Origin of the sequence: Bifidobacterium ramosum (assembly GCF_009299505.1) — a bacterium.
In the GTDB taxonomy this organism is placed as follows: domain Bacteria; phylum Actinomycetota; class Actinomycetes; order Actinomycetales; family Bifidobacteriaceae; genus Bifidobacterium; species Bifidobacterium ramosum.
This window is the reverse complement of record NZ_WBSM01000015.1, coordinates 1-14,625: the sequence shown is the minus strand read 5'-3', so window position 1 is coordinate 14,625 and position 14,625 is coordinate 1. Positions and strand designations below refer to the sequence as shown.

Below are 14,625 nucleotides of genomic sequence, written 5' to 3'. Positions count from 1 at the left end.
TCCTTTCCGCGGCTCATAGTCGTTCCCGCCCGGACATCCCAGGCGCGGAACCCTTATCATACCGGTCATGCCGATCACACTCCGGCCGCGATCGCGTCGCGCTGTTTGCGGTCATACACCCACCCGAGCACCGAGAACAGCACCACGAACACCGCGCCGTGAATGAACAGGTCCCCCACCGGCACCTCCGCATGTCGCAGCGTGTATCCGACCACGAATCCGCATGTATACACGGGCACGAGGCACATCGCACACATGGCGATCGCCAGCGCCCAGCAAACTCGGGTCGGCGGCCGCATGCGGGTGTCCATATTGTTGTCGCGTACATATTGCACGACGCGCTCAAACATCACGCCCGCGCACGATGCCAGGAATGCGGCTTCAATCGCATGATGCCACGAGAAGGCCCCGGCCGAGACCATTACCGCAACGTCGCCGATGGCCCAGATCACGGCCACCACCCCTGCGGCCACGAAGGGATAGAACCACAGCGGCATGACGACCAGTTGCGCGGCCGCCCGCCGTTCGTCGTCGGGAAGCGCGCGGAATCGCGCCATGGTCCACAGTTCCCCGTTCGCACCGTAGCGCCGATGGTTGTGCTCCAGCAGGTACGGCGACATGGAGCCGCCGGCGATGATGTAACGGCGGATCTCACGGTAGGTCAGCCGTTCGAGCAGCAGCGTGACGAGCGCGGTGGCGACGATGACGAGCGCGGCCTGCCAGTGGGCGAGCGGCGCGATCACGAGGACGCCGACCGTAACGATCCCCAGGATGAATTCAAGCACCATATACACCGCCGTCAGACGGGTCGGCGGCCAGATGACGGCGTGGACGCCGCGTTTGCGCCATATGAGCATGAGCGCGACGACCGACGCGGCCAGCGCAACGATCATGCCTCCGATGGTGAGCGCGAACACGAAGTCATCGGAGACGAATATGTCATTGCGCAGCAACCAGAACATCGCGAGCATCAGAGCCAGGAACACGCACATGACCAGGTCGAAGGAGAAGGGGAGCGTGTAACGATCGGCTGTGGCTTCACGGTCTGCGGTGAGGAAGGAGAGCGCATCCGCGGCGGATTGCCGGGATCGGTTGGATTGATTGGATTGCCGAAGTTCGGTTTGTTGCGCGACCGGAACGGCGGTTTGAGACTGGGTATTGCGGTTCATGATGGCTTCCTTATGCTCGGCACCGGCGACGGGCGACGGCGGATACGGTGAACTAGATGCGAACGGGACGGGTTTCGTGTGCAGAGGAACGATCGGTACCGCGTGTCGGTGCGGTTCGATCGTGCGATTGATTGACCGGTCCGGAAGCGTTCACGGGTTGCGCATCACCATGATTGTTTCCGTTATGGAAAGGATAACACTTTCCTCGACGGAAAGTCAAGAACGAGTAACGGATCGTCGCTTCATACGTTGCGCGCTTTTGGCACGCTCCGATATTCCAATATGCGGAACAAGTTATCCACCGACGAGAATGTTGCAATTCCAATGTTTTTCGGAGTTATCCACAACTTATCCACAGACTATCCACCATACGTAGGCGGTTATCCACTCAGGTTCGACACTTATCCACCAGTTATCCCCATAGTTATCCACATTTTGTGCATAACTGCATGTGTTGATATGTGGATAACTGGTTGTGCACATTATCCACAATCCACAAACGTTGGAATTTCAAGGATTGTGGATAACCGCACAGTTTTCCGCCACAACTTATCCACCGTTTGTTCGAAGTTATACCCAAGTTATCCACATTGTTTTCCACATTTTGTGGAAAACTACATGTGTGTAATTCCTGCACACCCGTCACGTACCTGCTGCTCACCGCGCAGCCGTCGCTCGCCCCTCCCCATTCTCATGCCACCCCTATCTCAACGGACATACAGCCGATTACATACTCTCAATCGACTGTATGTCCGTCGGAGCGAAACGACGACTATCGATCGCTTTCCTCCATGTCCCACCTCCCCTCCCCTTAACGGACATACAGCCGATTTACCCCACGAAATCGGCTGTATGTCCGTTGAGAAGATAAAGCGGGGCTAAGGAGAGAGACTGCGGACAGAGGGACAACTCGAGCAGACAAGGGAACACGGAGATGGACCGCAGTTCCACCGGTCTCGCAGTCCCACAGCCCCATCCCCATGGTCCCGCGACCCCGCAGTCCCTCCCACGCTCCTGCAACCCCACCAACAAATCATCAAAAAACGGACATACAGCCGATCGCGCCATCACAATCGGCGGTATGTCCGTCATCACAAAACGCGCCAGACAACGCGACAAGCCAAGCAGCCCACACCCGCCCGGCCGCTCACATCACCCGAACAGGAACCCCATCACCATCGGATTGCGCAAATCACACACCGCGACCAGCACCACCATCAGCACGAACACGGCCACACCGTACACCGTCGTCCGATACGCCAGACTCTTGCCGCGCGACCACCGCGGTTTCGGTGACACCAACAGCCACGTGAACAGCGCACCGATCAGGAACCCGCCGACGTGCGCCTGCCATGCGATCCCCCGCACCACCACGGGCATCGCGAAGTTGATCACCATCCACACCAGCATCGAACTGATATCCGCACCGACGCGACGGTACACGATCAGCATCGCCGCGAACAACCCGAACAGCGCGCCCGACGCACCATACGCCGCGCTCAGCCATCCCGCGCCGCCCGGCCAGATCACACCCCACGCCATCATGCCGAGCCCACCGCCAATGCCCGACAGCATGTACAGCGCCAAGAACGGCCAATGCCCCATCATGCGTTCCAGCACCGGCGCCACCGACCACAGCGTGAGCATGTTGAACAGGATGTGCAGGATCGACGTCGGCTGGTGCAGGAACATCGACGTGACGAACGTCCACGGATGGCGTGTGGCGAGCATCGGCTGGAACATGCCGAATTCAAGCAACGCGCTCAGGCCGCCCGGCCATACGAGCGCGAGCAGCAGCTCGACGACCCATACGGCGACGCACGCCAGCAGAATCACGGTGGTGATCACCGGTCCGTTGTCGCGCCAATGGTAGCGGATCGTGCGTTTGTCGAACAGTTCGCGCAGCGTCGGGGAACCGGGGAACAGACTGAAACCGTGATATGCCATGCGTCTCACTCTACCGGCAATCGACCGACAAGCGGCCAACGAGCCCGGCGCACGGGCGGCGACTTTGCGGCCAAGGCCGTGTAAATCCACCCAATCGTCACATTCCGCGTTCTAAGATGGAGAGCAGAGTTGGCTTGGATGGGCAAGCCGGCCGCACGATTGGGAAAGGAGCCGTCATGGAGAACAAGTCTTCTAACGGTTGGAAGTTCTTTGCGCTGCTGTTCGGCGCTCTGCTCGCCGGCCTGGTGGGCCTGTACATCTACAAGCAGCAGAACCCGGATTACGATCCGTGGGAGGAGCCGTGGGAGAACAGCTCGTCGCCGGTCGATCTTGGTCTGAACAAGGACGCCGCCAAGGCCGATGACGAGGCGGAGAAGGCCGAGGAGGCCGCGCCGGCCGCGGCTGCGGAGGCCTGATTTCCCGTATTGATACCGATGCGTTGACGATTCGATGATCCGGCGACGGCGGATAGGTGACGACGGACGACAACGAACGACGGTTGCGTTGCGTCGCTTGTGCATTCCATGATGTCTGTGATGTCGAATCGGTGATGTGATATGAGGATCCCGTGCCGTGTACGTATTGATTACGTTGGCGGCACGGGATCGTTGCGTTTGTTGACGGATCGCCTGGCTGCACTTGCTCTATGCGCGATGCGACGACGTGGTCGTGTGCGGCATGGCGCGCAGCAGCGGTACGAAACCGGCGCACAGTACCAGTGCGATCGCCGCAAGCAGCCGCCAGTGCGCGCTGCCGAGCCAGCCTCCCCACGTACCGACCGCACTGCCGATCGCGAACGCGAACCGTGACCGTCCGCTGAACCGGGCGAGATCGTTGCCATGCAACAGAAGCTGCCGCGACACGATCACGGCCTGCGCCAGCAGTCCGTAGCCGAATCCGTTGATCAGCCAGGTTACGCATGCGGCCGGCAGCGCCGGGATCAGCACGATGATCAGGCTGACGGCCGTTGCGGCGATGCCGATCGTAGCGATGCGACGCATGCCGAGACGATGCGAACCGCGCATGTAGACGAACGATCCGATGATGCTGCCGATGCCGCCGCACGCATACAGGATCGTCAATGCGTCGCCGCCGTATGTGGCGCCGAGGCCGAGCAGCGCGTAGCTGGTCCACAATGACGGGATGAGTGCGAGCAGTAACGATGCGACGAACAGTTTGGTAGTCGTCAATGACGATGGGCGTGGCCGTGACGTCGCCGGGCGCGTGGTTTGTTCGTCGGATTGGCCGGATCGTTCGGTGGATGTGTGATGTGTGTGATGGTCGCGCTCATCATCGTTGCGATCGGCGTGATCATGCTCAACGTGACCGCAGCAGTCGGTCTGATCGGGCGACGTGGAGGCCTTGATGGAGGGATCCTCGGACGCGTCGGACGTATCGGACGTATCGGATGGCGCCGCGACTGTGCCGGCGTCATCGATGACGTCGTCTGCGTCAGCGTTCGCATCGGCCGTCTCGTCGACTGTCTCCGCTGTGCGCAACGTACTGGACGGCATGAGATCGCGCGTACGGAATCGCGTCAGCGCGCAGCCGAACGACAGCGCAGCGGACGTCAGCAGCATCGCCGTGATCGACGCGTTCGCGATGGCCGATCCGGCGACCTGACCGAGCAGCGTGCCGGCAACGCTGGAGATCACGCCGACGTATCCGCTGTATCGCACGAGCATATCGTCGTCACCGGCCGCCGCATCCACTTCAAAGACTTCGCCGGCCACGTCGATGATCTGACCGGTCATGAGCAGCAGACAGGACAGGGCCAACAACAGCCATTTCCAGTACGGCCAGCCGCTTGGCACGACTGCGACCGCGAGGCAGAGCGCGCCTTCGACGCCCTCAGCGGTGGCGAGCGAACGGAACGAGCCGCAACATTGTACAATCCACGCGGCGACTGGCGACGCGAAATCGATGATCAGGCCGAATGTCCTGCGGAATGCGATCACCCATGCGGGCAAGCCGACGAGCAGAATGGACGGGATCACCGATCCTTCGAAAATCGCGTTGCTCAGCATCGACAGCGTCATGCCGACCAACGCCCATCGCAACGCTACGCTTAGCATCGCCAGCCCACGCATGATGTCCCCCTCATCATTCCGTTATCCGCGACGTCGCACGGCGTCACGTCATATGACGGTTTCCGGCACCGTCCGACATCCTCGGTATTCCTCAGCATCCTCGGCGGCGACGTTCCCACGCCAACCTCCGCTGCAGCAGACACCGAGGAAACGGACTCGCCGGCACCGCCGGCACAGCCGCTCATCAAGCCCGCCCCGATACTAGCCCCCCCCCCGCAAAATTCCGCAACACGAGAGCCGCATTTCATCCCAGCCCATCCATCCCAACGGACATACAGCCGATTCGACCGGACATATCGGCTGTATGTCCGTCAACTCCACCATTCAGCTCAAGAATTCCTCGAGTCTTGAGGCGAACAGCGGCGCTCCGGTGGCCCTGAGGTGTTGGATCTCCTCCTGCATGGTACGCGGAGGCCGCTTCTTCGAAGAGACCAGCGCGTTCATGACACGCAATGTCTCCTCGGGATGTCCATCAATGATGGAAACAAGAAACATGTCCGGCGACACCGCGCGCAACCCAAACTCGGCAAGTGCGTCCAAAGGAAAGTCCTTGAGGTTGAATGTGACGATCACATCCACGCCCGCTTGCATCGCCGCCGCGACGACGTGCCTGTCATCCAGGTCGGGAAGCACGATTGATTGCTCCAGCGGCTCCCACCCATCGACGTTGGCTTGCGGGAAAGCCCTGTTCATCGCTCGATAGTATCGGTCAACCGTCATGTCATCAAGTTTCTGAAGACGTTTCAGAGGCTCCCTTGCCTCGTCGAGCACCTTCGAACTCCAGGACAATTCACAAAGGGATGACTCCGCCACCGAGAGGGTCACATCACAGATCCATTTGGAAACGAATACGTTCGCGTCGATGAATGCCTTCACCCGTCACCCCGCTCATTTGAACCGGGCGAGATATTCGGCGATCGCCTTGTCGGACACGTCTGCGGAGTCCATGATCTCGTGGATCTCGTCCATGGCCGCCTTCCGCTCGTGTTCACTACGTTTCTTGTATTCCAGCACGTCATCGAGCTTCATATACCGGTAGGTCTTGCTTCCGAGACGGGTGTACGGAATAAGGCCACCATCAAGGATACGCATGACGGTCCTACGGGATACGCCGAGGATCTTAGCCGCGTCTCCGGTGGTGATGTGCTCAGCAGCCTGCCCTGCGACGTTCAGTACGGCCTCACGCGCACGCTCGTATTCCTCCGGGGTCAGTTCAAGCACGTTGCCCTTGCCGTCGGACAGCTGCGCTACACCTTTGGTCGTGGTTGCGGTTGTCGCGATGTTCATGATGGTTCCTTTCGACCTCTACATGATATCATAAAGTGGTCAAAATGGACAGAGTGATCAAAGTGATCAGAGTAATCACTATTGAACATCGCATTCAAACACATCGGCAATGTTCTGCGACCCCTCGAAAGAACTGAATTTGAGGATGCCGGAATATCTTTGACGGTTAGCACCTTGGATTCGATGGCATACGCACGGCATCGTCAAGCTTCCAACGGCTCAGTCACTTAGTTATCGACTCCATCACCAAGCGCAACATCAAGTTGGTCACGACTGCACAACGATCCCAGACTGATCATCGTCTCAACGTGTCGCAATCCCGGGATCGACCATACACGCTCAAGCAACAGCCATTGCAGCTGTTTATGGTCACGCACCATAAACCGCGCCATCATGTCGTAACTGCCGGTCAGCAGCAGCAACTCCGTCAACAGCGGGATCTCGCGTAGGGCGGTAACGATACGCGCAGGGTTGGCATCCTGCTCGATGCTCATCGGCATGACGACAAGAATGGGATAACCCAGTGCAGAATGATTGGCGATGATCCCTTTCCGCTCGATGACATGCAGTCGTTGCAGTCGCTGTATACGTTCAGCGACAGTGGGAGCAGAGATACCGAGTTCTCCGGCAAGAGAGCGTTGTGATCGCGATGAATCCTCATTCATCAGCATGAGCAGACGACGATCGGTATCGTCTAATGTCGCCGGAGGATAATCCACTTCCAACAGACCATGAATATCCAATGCTGAAGACTCACCATCTCCGTTCGTCTGCTCTGTCATACCGCCCCTATCTGGTGTCTACACTACTGATCGCCACGACCAAATCCGTGCGATTCCAACTCTCTAAGCAATGTCAACGTAAAGTTGGCATGCGTCAGAAAATCTTCAACTGCTCCGTGCTCATTGTAGCCATGCATATTGCCGTCCGGACGCAGCGTACCTGTCGGAGACGCGATGGGAGCCCCCAGATATTTAAGGAACATCGCGCCCGGTCCGGCTCCAGTCATGATGTCGTATATGACCGGAGGTTTACCGTACGCGGATTGCGCGGCCTCTGTGATTGACTGACCGAAACAGGAATCGGGGGATGAATATGCCGGTTCGATGCTATCGATCATTTCCACGACAGCATCGGGATTTCGCTGCGCCACATGTGCTCGAATCAGCGCAAGACACTGTTTCGGATCCATGCCGGGCACCAAACTGAACCGCACTCGCGCCGAGCATTCCGGAGGAATGCTTCGTACACTACTGGAATCCAAATCGTACGCGGCCAAACTCATTCCCGGTTCAAAAATGAATCGACGACGCAGCTCATCCATATCAGCTTGCGGATTCGGATCGGTGGATTCATTCAGACGCAGTGATTCACTGGGCACACCGATGCGCCGAACCCGCCGCAAGGCTTCAGGCGATGCCTTGATCGCAAGATCACGCATGCCTTTCACGGCGACTAATCCATCATCCGTCGTCAGACCGGCAACGATCTTCATGACCTCCAAAGGAGCCGAACGCACAACCGTGCCATACGACGGATGGATACCATCCTTGAGCGCTCGCACGCTAATGCGCACGCTCAACGAGCCACGGCATCCGAATCCGATGGACGGACTGCCATCTTCTTCCCGCAAATAGCTTTCCCAGAGACATGCGTCAGATCGGAATAGTTCAGCATGGTCGCGCAGTACGTTCTCCAATCCCGGTGAGCCGATCTCCTCGCATGGGTCGGCGAAATAGATCACCGTATAGGGAAGCACTCCTCCATGTTCCTGTTTCCACAATCGAAAGGAGTCGAGGCGACCTGCCACATCGGCCTTATCATCGCAAGCGCCGCGGGCATACAGGACACCGTCATGTATCTGCGCTTCGTATGGCGGATGAATCCACTGCTTCTCGTCGCCAGCATGCTGCACATCGTAATGGTTGTACAGCATGAGCGTTTTCGCTGATCGGCCACGTTCAATGCCGTATACCACCGGACCGTATCCTTCGACCGGAATTGTTCCAACCTCACTGAAGAGCGGCTGCAGCTGGGATTCCAGCCATCGCGCAGCGCGGTGGATTTCCGGCAGGTTATCCGCGGTGGATGCGAACCGGCAAATCGTTCGCCATCGATCCACGATGCTGTCACGTTGCTCGAGAATGCGTGGATCCATCGTCATGAGATCCGCCTTTCTGTAATGGTCCTTTCGATGGACCTTCCACATCTGCTCAGTCTTGGTATTTGGCGTCAAGCGGCTGAGGCGTAAGCTCATACGGATAATCAGCAAGCAGTTTGCCGCCATCCTTCGTCACCAACACCAGACTTTCCAGTCGCACACCGCCGAAGCCTTGGCGATAACACCCCGGCTCAATGGCGATGACATCACCTTCAACCAATTCGCCGGGGGTCTGGTTCAGCGATGGCGGTTCGTGCACCTCCAGCCCGACGCCGTGGCCCAGCGAGTGGAAGTATCCTTCGACCAATGATTCGCCGGGCTTTTTGGTCAGCTGAGTGGGCTGCCCCGCTTCAATCATCGGCTGGCAGGAAATACGATGCAGCTCCGCCGTGGCAATGCCCGGCCGGATCGCCGCGAGAGTGCGGTCATATGATTCTTTGACCAGGCGATAGTAGAACTTCAGTTCGTCATTGACTTCACCCTTGACGAAGGTGCGCGTCATATCGGTGGTGCAGCCGCGAGCAAGGTCGCGCGGATCGATATCCACGGTGACAGGCTCGCCGACATACACTTGTCCGAAGCCGGCGCAATGGCCGATGCATGTTTGCGGACCGTGTGCGACAATAGTGCCGCCGTCGTCGCAACCATGCTTCAGATATGCCAGACGAACGAGATACTGCAAATGCTCGCAGGTCAGCGGCTTGTCATCGAGAATCAGTCCGCCGTCCTCAGCAACATCCGAGCGGTACAGTGCATCAGACACGTAGGCGGTCGCCTCCTCTGCCGCTCGCTGAGCCCGCATGATGCTTTCCAACTCGGATTGCGTCTTGCAGCGTCGGGCATCGGAGAAGAACGCCTCATCCACGGTCAGAGTGACCCCTCTTGCCCGTAGGAAATCGGCAGCTTGCGTGGGGAAGGTCGGAGGAATCAGAGCGGAAGTCACTCCTGTTTGTCGCAGAGCCTCAGCATAGCAATCAAGTTCGGCGGTGGTTTCATCGGGCTCTTTCGCTTTGAAATCGTCAAAGCCAAGGCTTTCCAATGGCATAACGGTCACGCCGGGCACATCGCGCATGCGCGCGCTTTCCAACGTGCTGCACGCTACATAATTCGCGCCTCCATCGGTATGAATATACATGAACGGATCATGCACGTCATGTGCGATGAGATGGTGCATATCCGCCGACGCCGTGCTTGCGTATATGATGAACGCCTTTGCCATACGATGCTCCTTTCGGAAGGTCCGTGTCCGTGGTTCGCATTCCACCTTGCAAGCCATATCTCCATTATTCCTTACAAACATGACACGATCATCATAATGATATTTCATATGCGTAACATAATTTCAATATTAGTTAACAAATGAATAGCATTTTTCGAATATGGTTATCACATGTCCGCAATCAGAGAAAGGAAGGGACATGAACAGGATCAGCAAGGCGGCGAAGGCAACGGCCCTGATCGCCGCACTCACTCTGGCAATGTCCGGATGCGGGGCATCGTCCAGCAACACCAAGACCACGTCATCGGAGTCATATGACAAGACCGCGGTCATCACGACCAACGGTTCCGAACCACTGAATCCCCTGACGCCAATGCAATCGGTGGAATCCGGCGGCGCGAAGGTCGCCACCCAACTGTTCGCCGGCTTGGTCACCTACGACAAGGACGGCAAGCCCGTACTCGATGCGGCAAAATCGATCACTCCCAACGATGACAGTACCGTATGGACCATCACGCTCAAGGACGGCTGGACTTTCACCAACGGCGAGAAGATGACGTCCGATTCGTTTATCAACGCATGGAACTATACGGCAAAACTCAGCAACGGCCTGCAAGCGGCTTCCTACTTCAGCAATATCAAAGGCTATTCCGACTCCACAGACTCCGACCTTACCGGTTTAGAGAAGAAGGATGATCTTACTTTCACCGTCACACTGAACAAGCCGGAATCCGACTTCCTGATGCGCCTAGGATATGTGGCATTCGCCCCGGTTCCCTCCGTCGCTTTCAAAGACATGAAATCATTCGGAGAACATCCGATCGGCAACGGTCCATACAAGATGGCCGGAGACAATGCATGGCAGCATGATTCCAAGATCGAATTGGTCGCCAACCCCGATTACAAGGGTGTACGCAAGCCCAAGAACGGCGGCATCACCTTCACGCTGTACACTTCTTTGAACTCCGCTTACGCCGACGTGCAATCCGACAACCTTGACGTGCTCGACACCATCCCGGACTCGGCTATCACCAGCGTCGCCAAGGATTTCCCCGATCATAGCGTCAACCAGCCAGCCGCTATTTTCCAGTCGATCAGCATCCCCTACTATCTCAAGCACTGGAGCGGCGAAGAAGGAGCGTTACGCCGTAAGGCCATTTCCTATGCGATCAACCGCGACACCATCGTCAAGAAGATATTTAACAATACCCGTACTGCAGCCACGGACTTCTCCTCACCGGCCGTCGACGGATACACCAAATCTCTCAAAGGTAGTGAAGTGCTGACCTACAACAAGGAGAAGGCGCAGGAACTATGGAAGCAGGCCAACGAGATCTCCGACTACGGGGATGAGACGTTCTACATTGCCTACAACTCAGATGGCGGACACAAGACATGGGTCGATGCGGTGTGCAATTCCATCAAGAACACATTGGGTATCAAGGCGCAGGGCGACCCCTATCCAACCTTCTCCGCATCACTCGAAGATCGCCTCGACAGCAAGCTGAAGGGCGCCATTCGAGCCGGCTGGCAGGCGGATTGGCCGTCGCTGTTCAACTTCCTCAATGAAAACTACCGCACCGGCGCCAGCAGCGACCTTGAGGGATACAGCAACCCGAAGTTCGATGCACTGATCGACGAGGGAGCTGCATCCACCTCTTCCGATGATGCTATCAAGAAGTTCCAGCAGGCAGAAGAAATCCTGCTTGAGGACCTGCCGGCAGTGCCGCTGTGGTATCAGAACGTCGACGGCGTCTGGGCCTCGAAGGTCAGCAACGTCACCTTCGGCTGGGATTCCGTGCCAATGTACTATCAGATCACCAAGCAGAAGTAGTCGATAGACAACCTTTCTTCCGCAAGGCGAAATCCTCTTCCACTGCCGTCATGGATATGACCATGACGGCAGTCTGTTGATATCCAACATTCACCGTCCACCGTATTGCCATTCAAGGAAACACCATGCTCAACATCGACCCGTCATGGCGACATATCGTCTCCCCCGACTTCACACCCTATGACTCCATGGATCCGGAGCGGAAGATTCTCCTTACCGGAGCCGATCTCTTTTTCCCGGAACCATGCCTCCCTTCACACGTCATCGACGCCACGAAGCATGCTCTGGACGAAGGACGGACACATTATTCCCTCGCCAATGGATATGCCGAACCGGAACTGCGTGAGGCGTTGGTTCATAAGCTCAAGACGTTCAACGGACTCGACGTTGACCCCGAAACCGAACTGCTGGTAGTTCCCAGTTCCGCCATGGGACTGTACCTCGGCATACGCATCTGCGTTACGCCAAATCAGGGGGATGAGGTGCTGAACATCGAGCCGGGATTCTCCGAGAACATCAACGACGTCCTGCAGATCGGAGCCATCAACGTACCTGTTCCCGTACGCGAAGAAACCGGTTTTCATCTGGATCTCGATGCCATCGAATCACGCATCACTGAACATACTCGATGCATCGTGCTGACCAATCCCAACAATCCGACAGGAACGGTCTACGATCGCGAAGAGTTACTCGGCCTGGCCGATATCCTCGAGCGGCACAATCTCATCGCCGTCGTTGATCAGGATTTCGAGCGACAGGTATACGACAAAGAATACGTAACGTTCGCCACGCTTGACGGCATGCGCGAACGCACCATCAGCGTGTTCGGCACCTCCAAGGACATGGGCCTCACAGGGTATCGCGTGGCGTACATGGTGGTGCCAAAAGAACTGTTTCCCATTCTCAAGCCCGCCATTTTCAACATGCACGGCCCAACCAACACCTTCGCCCAAATCGGCGCCGCCGCCGCATTCAATGATCCGCAATATGCTAACGACTGGGTGGAACTCATGAGGTCACGTCGAGAACGTGGGCAACGCATACTGGATGACATTCCCGGCATATCATGTCCGTTGCCGGAAGGCGGTTTCTACTTTTGGATGAACGTCAGTCGATTGGGCACCAGCGAGGAAGTACGTGATTGGCTGATTAAAGACGCACAAGTGGGCGTAGGCCTTGGCACATGGTTCACCCCGCTTGGCGAAGGTTTTCTGCGAGTGATGTACGGTGCCGTGCCAAGCGAAGCGCTATATGACGAGGCATTGCGACGCATGGACACAAGCTTGCGCAAATTGGCAACCATAAAAGGCATCGCCTGACGATCAGCAGCACAAACGACATCCTATTGGAGCCTGGCGGCAGTCAGGCTCCAATAGCCTTCAGAAGTTCGGATCAGTCATACGCCCAGTTGCACTGTTCCACGTGAAACAAGCACTTCGCAATGAATGGCCCATCCGCGACATGTCATCCTTTCACTGCTCCAGCAACCAGACCTGCCGCAATGTACTTCTGGCAGCAGACGAAGAAGATAACTGCTGGAGTCAAAGCAATTACCGTCGTGGCCATGAACAGCGGCCAGTTAGTGGAGTAAGTCGAGGCCGCCGCATAGATCTCCAGTACCAGAGTTCGTTTGTCCGGAGTCGACAAGTACACGCTCGGAGTTAGGAAGTCATTCCACGATCCCAGAGCCTGAAAAATCACAACAGTGGCGAGAATGGGTCGGGTAAGAGGTAGAACCACACTCCAGTACGTGCGGAACGCACCAGCTCCATCGATACGAGCAGCTTCCAACAATTCGCGAGGCAACTTGGTCATATATCCGATAATCAGGAAATAACAGAAGACGCATCCCCCGGCATAGAGCACGATGACGCCCAGCAACGTATCGACAAGACCCAGCGACGCTTCCATTCGGTACTGCGGCAACATCACCGCCTGAGCCGGCACGGCAAACGCGACGACCAGCACCAAACCCATGACGACCGTAAACACATTCTTGTGAAGAGTCATGCCATATGCAGCAAGTGACCCAATCAGTACTTGGATAATGACCCCAAATACCGTAACGATTATTGTGTTAAGAAAAGCCGTTCCCAAAGTGTCACTTTGAAACGCCTGAATGAAATTGTCGAGATTGAGATGAGACGGCAGTCCTAAAGGATTACGCATCATCTCGACCTTGTCTTTGAATGCGCTAACCAACACGTAATATAACGGCACTGCGCAGACGCACGCCAGAGCCAGCACCAAGATAGACCGAACCGCTTTTCTAGCCAGTGAATCCCGATTCATGAGAACCTCCTATCGACTTGCTGAGAAATGTTCATTTGCAGCACCAAAATGATCAATGTTGCAACGGTGAACAATACGGACAATGCAGACCCGACACCATACTCGGACTGGCCAATACCTCGCAGGATAATGGATTGCGTAATCGTGTTGGTGGCGTATCCCGGCCCACCTTGGGTTAGCGTGTACGGAAGATCGTATACCTTTAATCCACCATTCATGAGCAGGAAGATGGAAACCGTCATCGCCGGAGTCAGTTGCGGTAGCGTGATGTGGATGAAACGCTGACGACTATTCGCACCGTCCACCAAAGCCTGTTCATAGAGATCGGCCGGAATTGCCTGCATATATGCCAAATACAGCGTCGCATGCCAACCGACCTGAGCCCAGACCGCCACGATGATAACGCACCAACGGGCCAGATTGTCATCCGCCAACCACGCGAGCGGCTTTAATCCAAATATCGTTAAAACGGAATTAGCGATACCTGTCTTCAATGGGGAAATGTAATGTCTCGGGGCCTAAATGACGCATGTGTCGGGGCATGGTTGACGGTATGTCCTGGGGCATGGTTGACACATGCGTCATGTCGGTGTCATTCAACTGTCGGTTTGTTTCTTGGCCGGAGC

Annotated in this window: 12 protein-coding genes and 1 pseudogene; 3 read left to right on the top strand and 10 right to left on the bottom strand. The window is 56.7% G+C overall.

The features are described 5' to 3' along the window. Positions 1–74: 74 nt before the first annotated feature. Together DSM100688_RS10985 and DSM100688_RS10980 are read right to left on the bottom strand one after the other, a co-directional pair. Positions 75–1,169, bottom strand: a complete 1,095-nt coding sequence (locus DSM100688_RS10985; protein WP_152359140.1) for an ABC transporter ATP-binding protein — start codon at positions 1,167–1,169, stop codon at positions 75–77. Between the two features lie 1,152 nt (positions 1,170–2,321). Continuing rightward, positions 2,322–3,116 (bottom strand): rhomboid family intramembrane serine protease, encoded by a 795-nt coding sequence (locus tag DSM100688_RS10980; RefSeq protein WP_152359139.1) that lies wholly within the window; start codon positions 3,114–3,116, stop codon positions 2,322–2,324. Between the two features lie 176 nt (positions 3,117–3,292). Between DSM100688_RS10980 and DSM100688_RS10975 the strand changes: the two genes are divergently transcribed. Then, positions 3,293–3,532: a hypothetical protein gene (locus DSM100688_RS10975; RefSeq protein ID WP_152359138.1), complete on the top strand. Its 240-nt coding sequence runs from the start codon at positions 3,293–3,295 to the stop codon at positions 3,530–3,532. Between the two features lie 228 nt (positions 3,533–3,760). On the opposite strand, the gene DSM100688_RS12160 is transcribed toward DSM100688_RS10975, so the two are convergent. From DSM100688_RS12160 to DSM100688_RS10940, 6 genes are all read right to left on the bottom strand, one after another. Continuing rightward, positions 3,761–5,191 carry an MFS transporter gene (locus DSM100688_RS12160; RefSeq protein WP_420837506.1) on the bottom strand — a complete coding sequence of 477 codons (1,431 nt, stop codon included), beginning with the start codon at positions 5,189–5,191 and terminating at the stop codon, positions 3,761–3,763. A gap of 339 nt (positions 5,192–5,530) precedes the next feature. Further along, positions 5,531–6,082, bottom strand: coding sequence for a PIN domain-containing protein (locus tag DSM100688_RS10960; RefSeq protein WP_152359137.1), 552 nt, complete (start codon positions 6,080–6,082; stop codon positions 5,531–5,533). Positions 6,083–6,094: 12 nt separating this feature from the next. Then, on the bottom strand, positions 6,095–6,493 hold the full coding sequence (locus DSM100688_RS10955) for a helix-turn-helix domain-containing protein (RefSeq protein ID WP_152359136.1): 399 nt from the start codon (positions 6,491–6,493) through the stop codon (positions 6,095–6,097). Positions 6,494–6,720: 227 nt separating this feature from the next. Beyond that, positions 6,721–7,275: an Lrp/AsnC family transcriptional regulator gene (locus DSM100688_RS10950; protein ID WP_152359135.1), complete on the bottom strand. Its 555-nt coding sequence runs from the start codon at positions 7,273–7,275 to the stop codon at positions 6,721–6,723. A 23-nt stretch (positions 7,276–7,298) separates the two neighbouring features. Further along, positions 7,299–8,657, bottom strand: a complete 1,359-nt coding sequence (locus DSM100688_RS10945; protein WP_163146975.1) for a M20/M25/M40 family metallo-hydrolase — start codon at positions 8,655–8,657, stop codon at positions 7,299–7,301. A gap of 49 nt (positions 8,658–8,706) precedes the next feature. Then, positions 8,707–9,873 (bottom strand): M24 family metallopeptidase, encoded by a 1,167-nt coding sequence (locus tag DSM100688_RS10940; RefSeq protein ID WP_163146976.1) that lies wholly within the window; start codon positions 9,871–9,873, stop codon positions 8,707–8,709. Between the two features lie 199 nt (positions 9,874–10,072). Here DSM100688_RS10940 and DSM100688_RS10935 point away from each other — a divergent pair, with 199 nt between their 5' ends. Next, the gene (locus DSM100688_RS10935) at positions 10,073–11,707 is read left to right on the top strand and encodes a peptide ABC transporter substrate-binding protein (RefSeq protein ID WP_152359132.1); all 1,635 of its coding nucleotides are present in this window, start codon (positions 10,073–10,075) and stop codon (positions 11,705–11,707) included. A 125-nt stretch (positions 11,708–11,832) separates the two neighbouring features. Next, the gene (locus DSM100688_RS10930; RefSeq protein WP_152359131.1) at positions 11,833–13,026 is read left to right on the top strand and encodes a pyridoxal phosphate-dependent aminotransferase; all 1,194 of its coding nucleotides are present in this window, start codon (positions 11,833–11,835) and stop codon (positions 13,024–13,026) included. A gap of 145 nt (positions 13,027–13,171) precedes the next feature. Here the strand turns inward: DSM100688_RS10930 and DSM100688_RS10925 are convergent, their stop codons facing one another. After that, positions 13,172–13,999, bottom strand: coding sequence for a carbohydrate ABC transporter permease (locus DSM100688_RS10925; RefSeq protein WP_152359130.1), 828 nt, complete (start codon positions 13,997–13,999; stop codon positions 13,172–13,174). After that, positions 13,996–14,511: pseudogene (locus tag DSM100688_RS10920) on the bottom strand (carbohydrate ABC transporter permease); the annotation flags it as partial. The gene DSM100688_RS10925 and the pseudogene DSM100688_RS10920, both read right to left, overlap by 4 nt. Positions 14,512–14,625 lie beyond the last annotated feature (114 nt).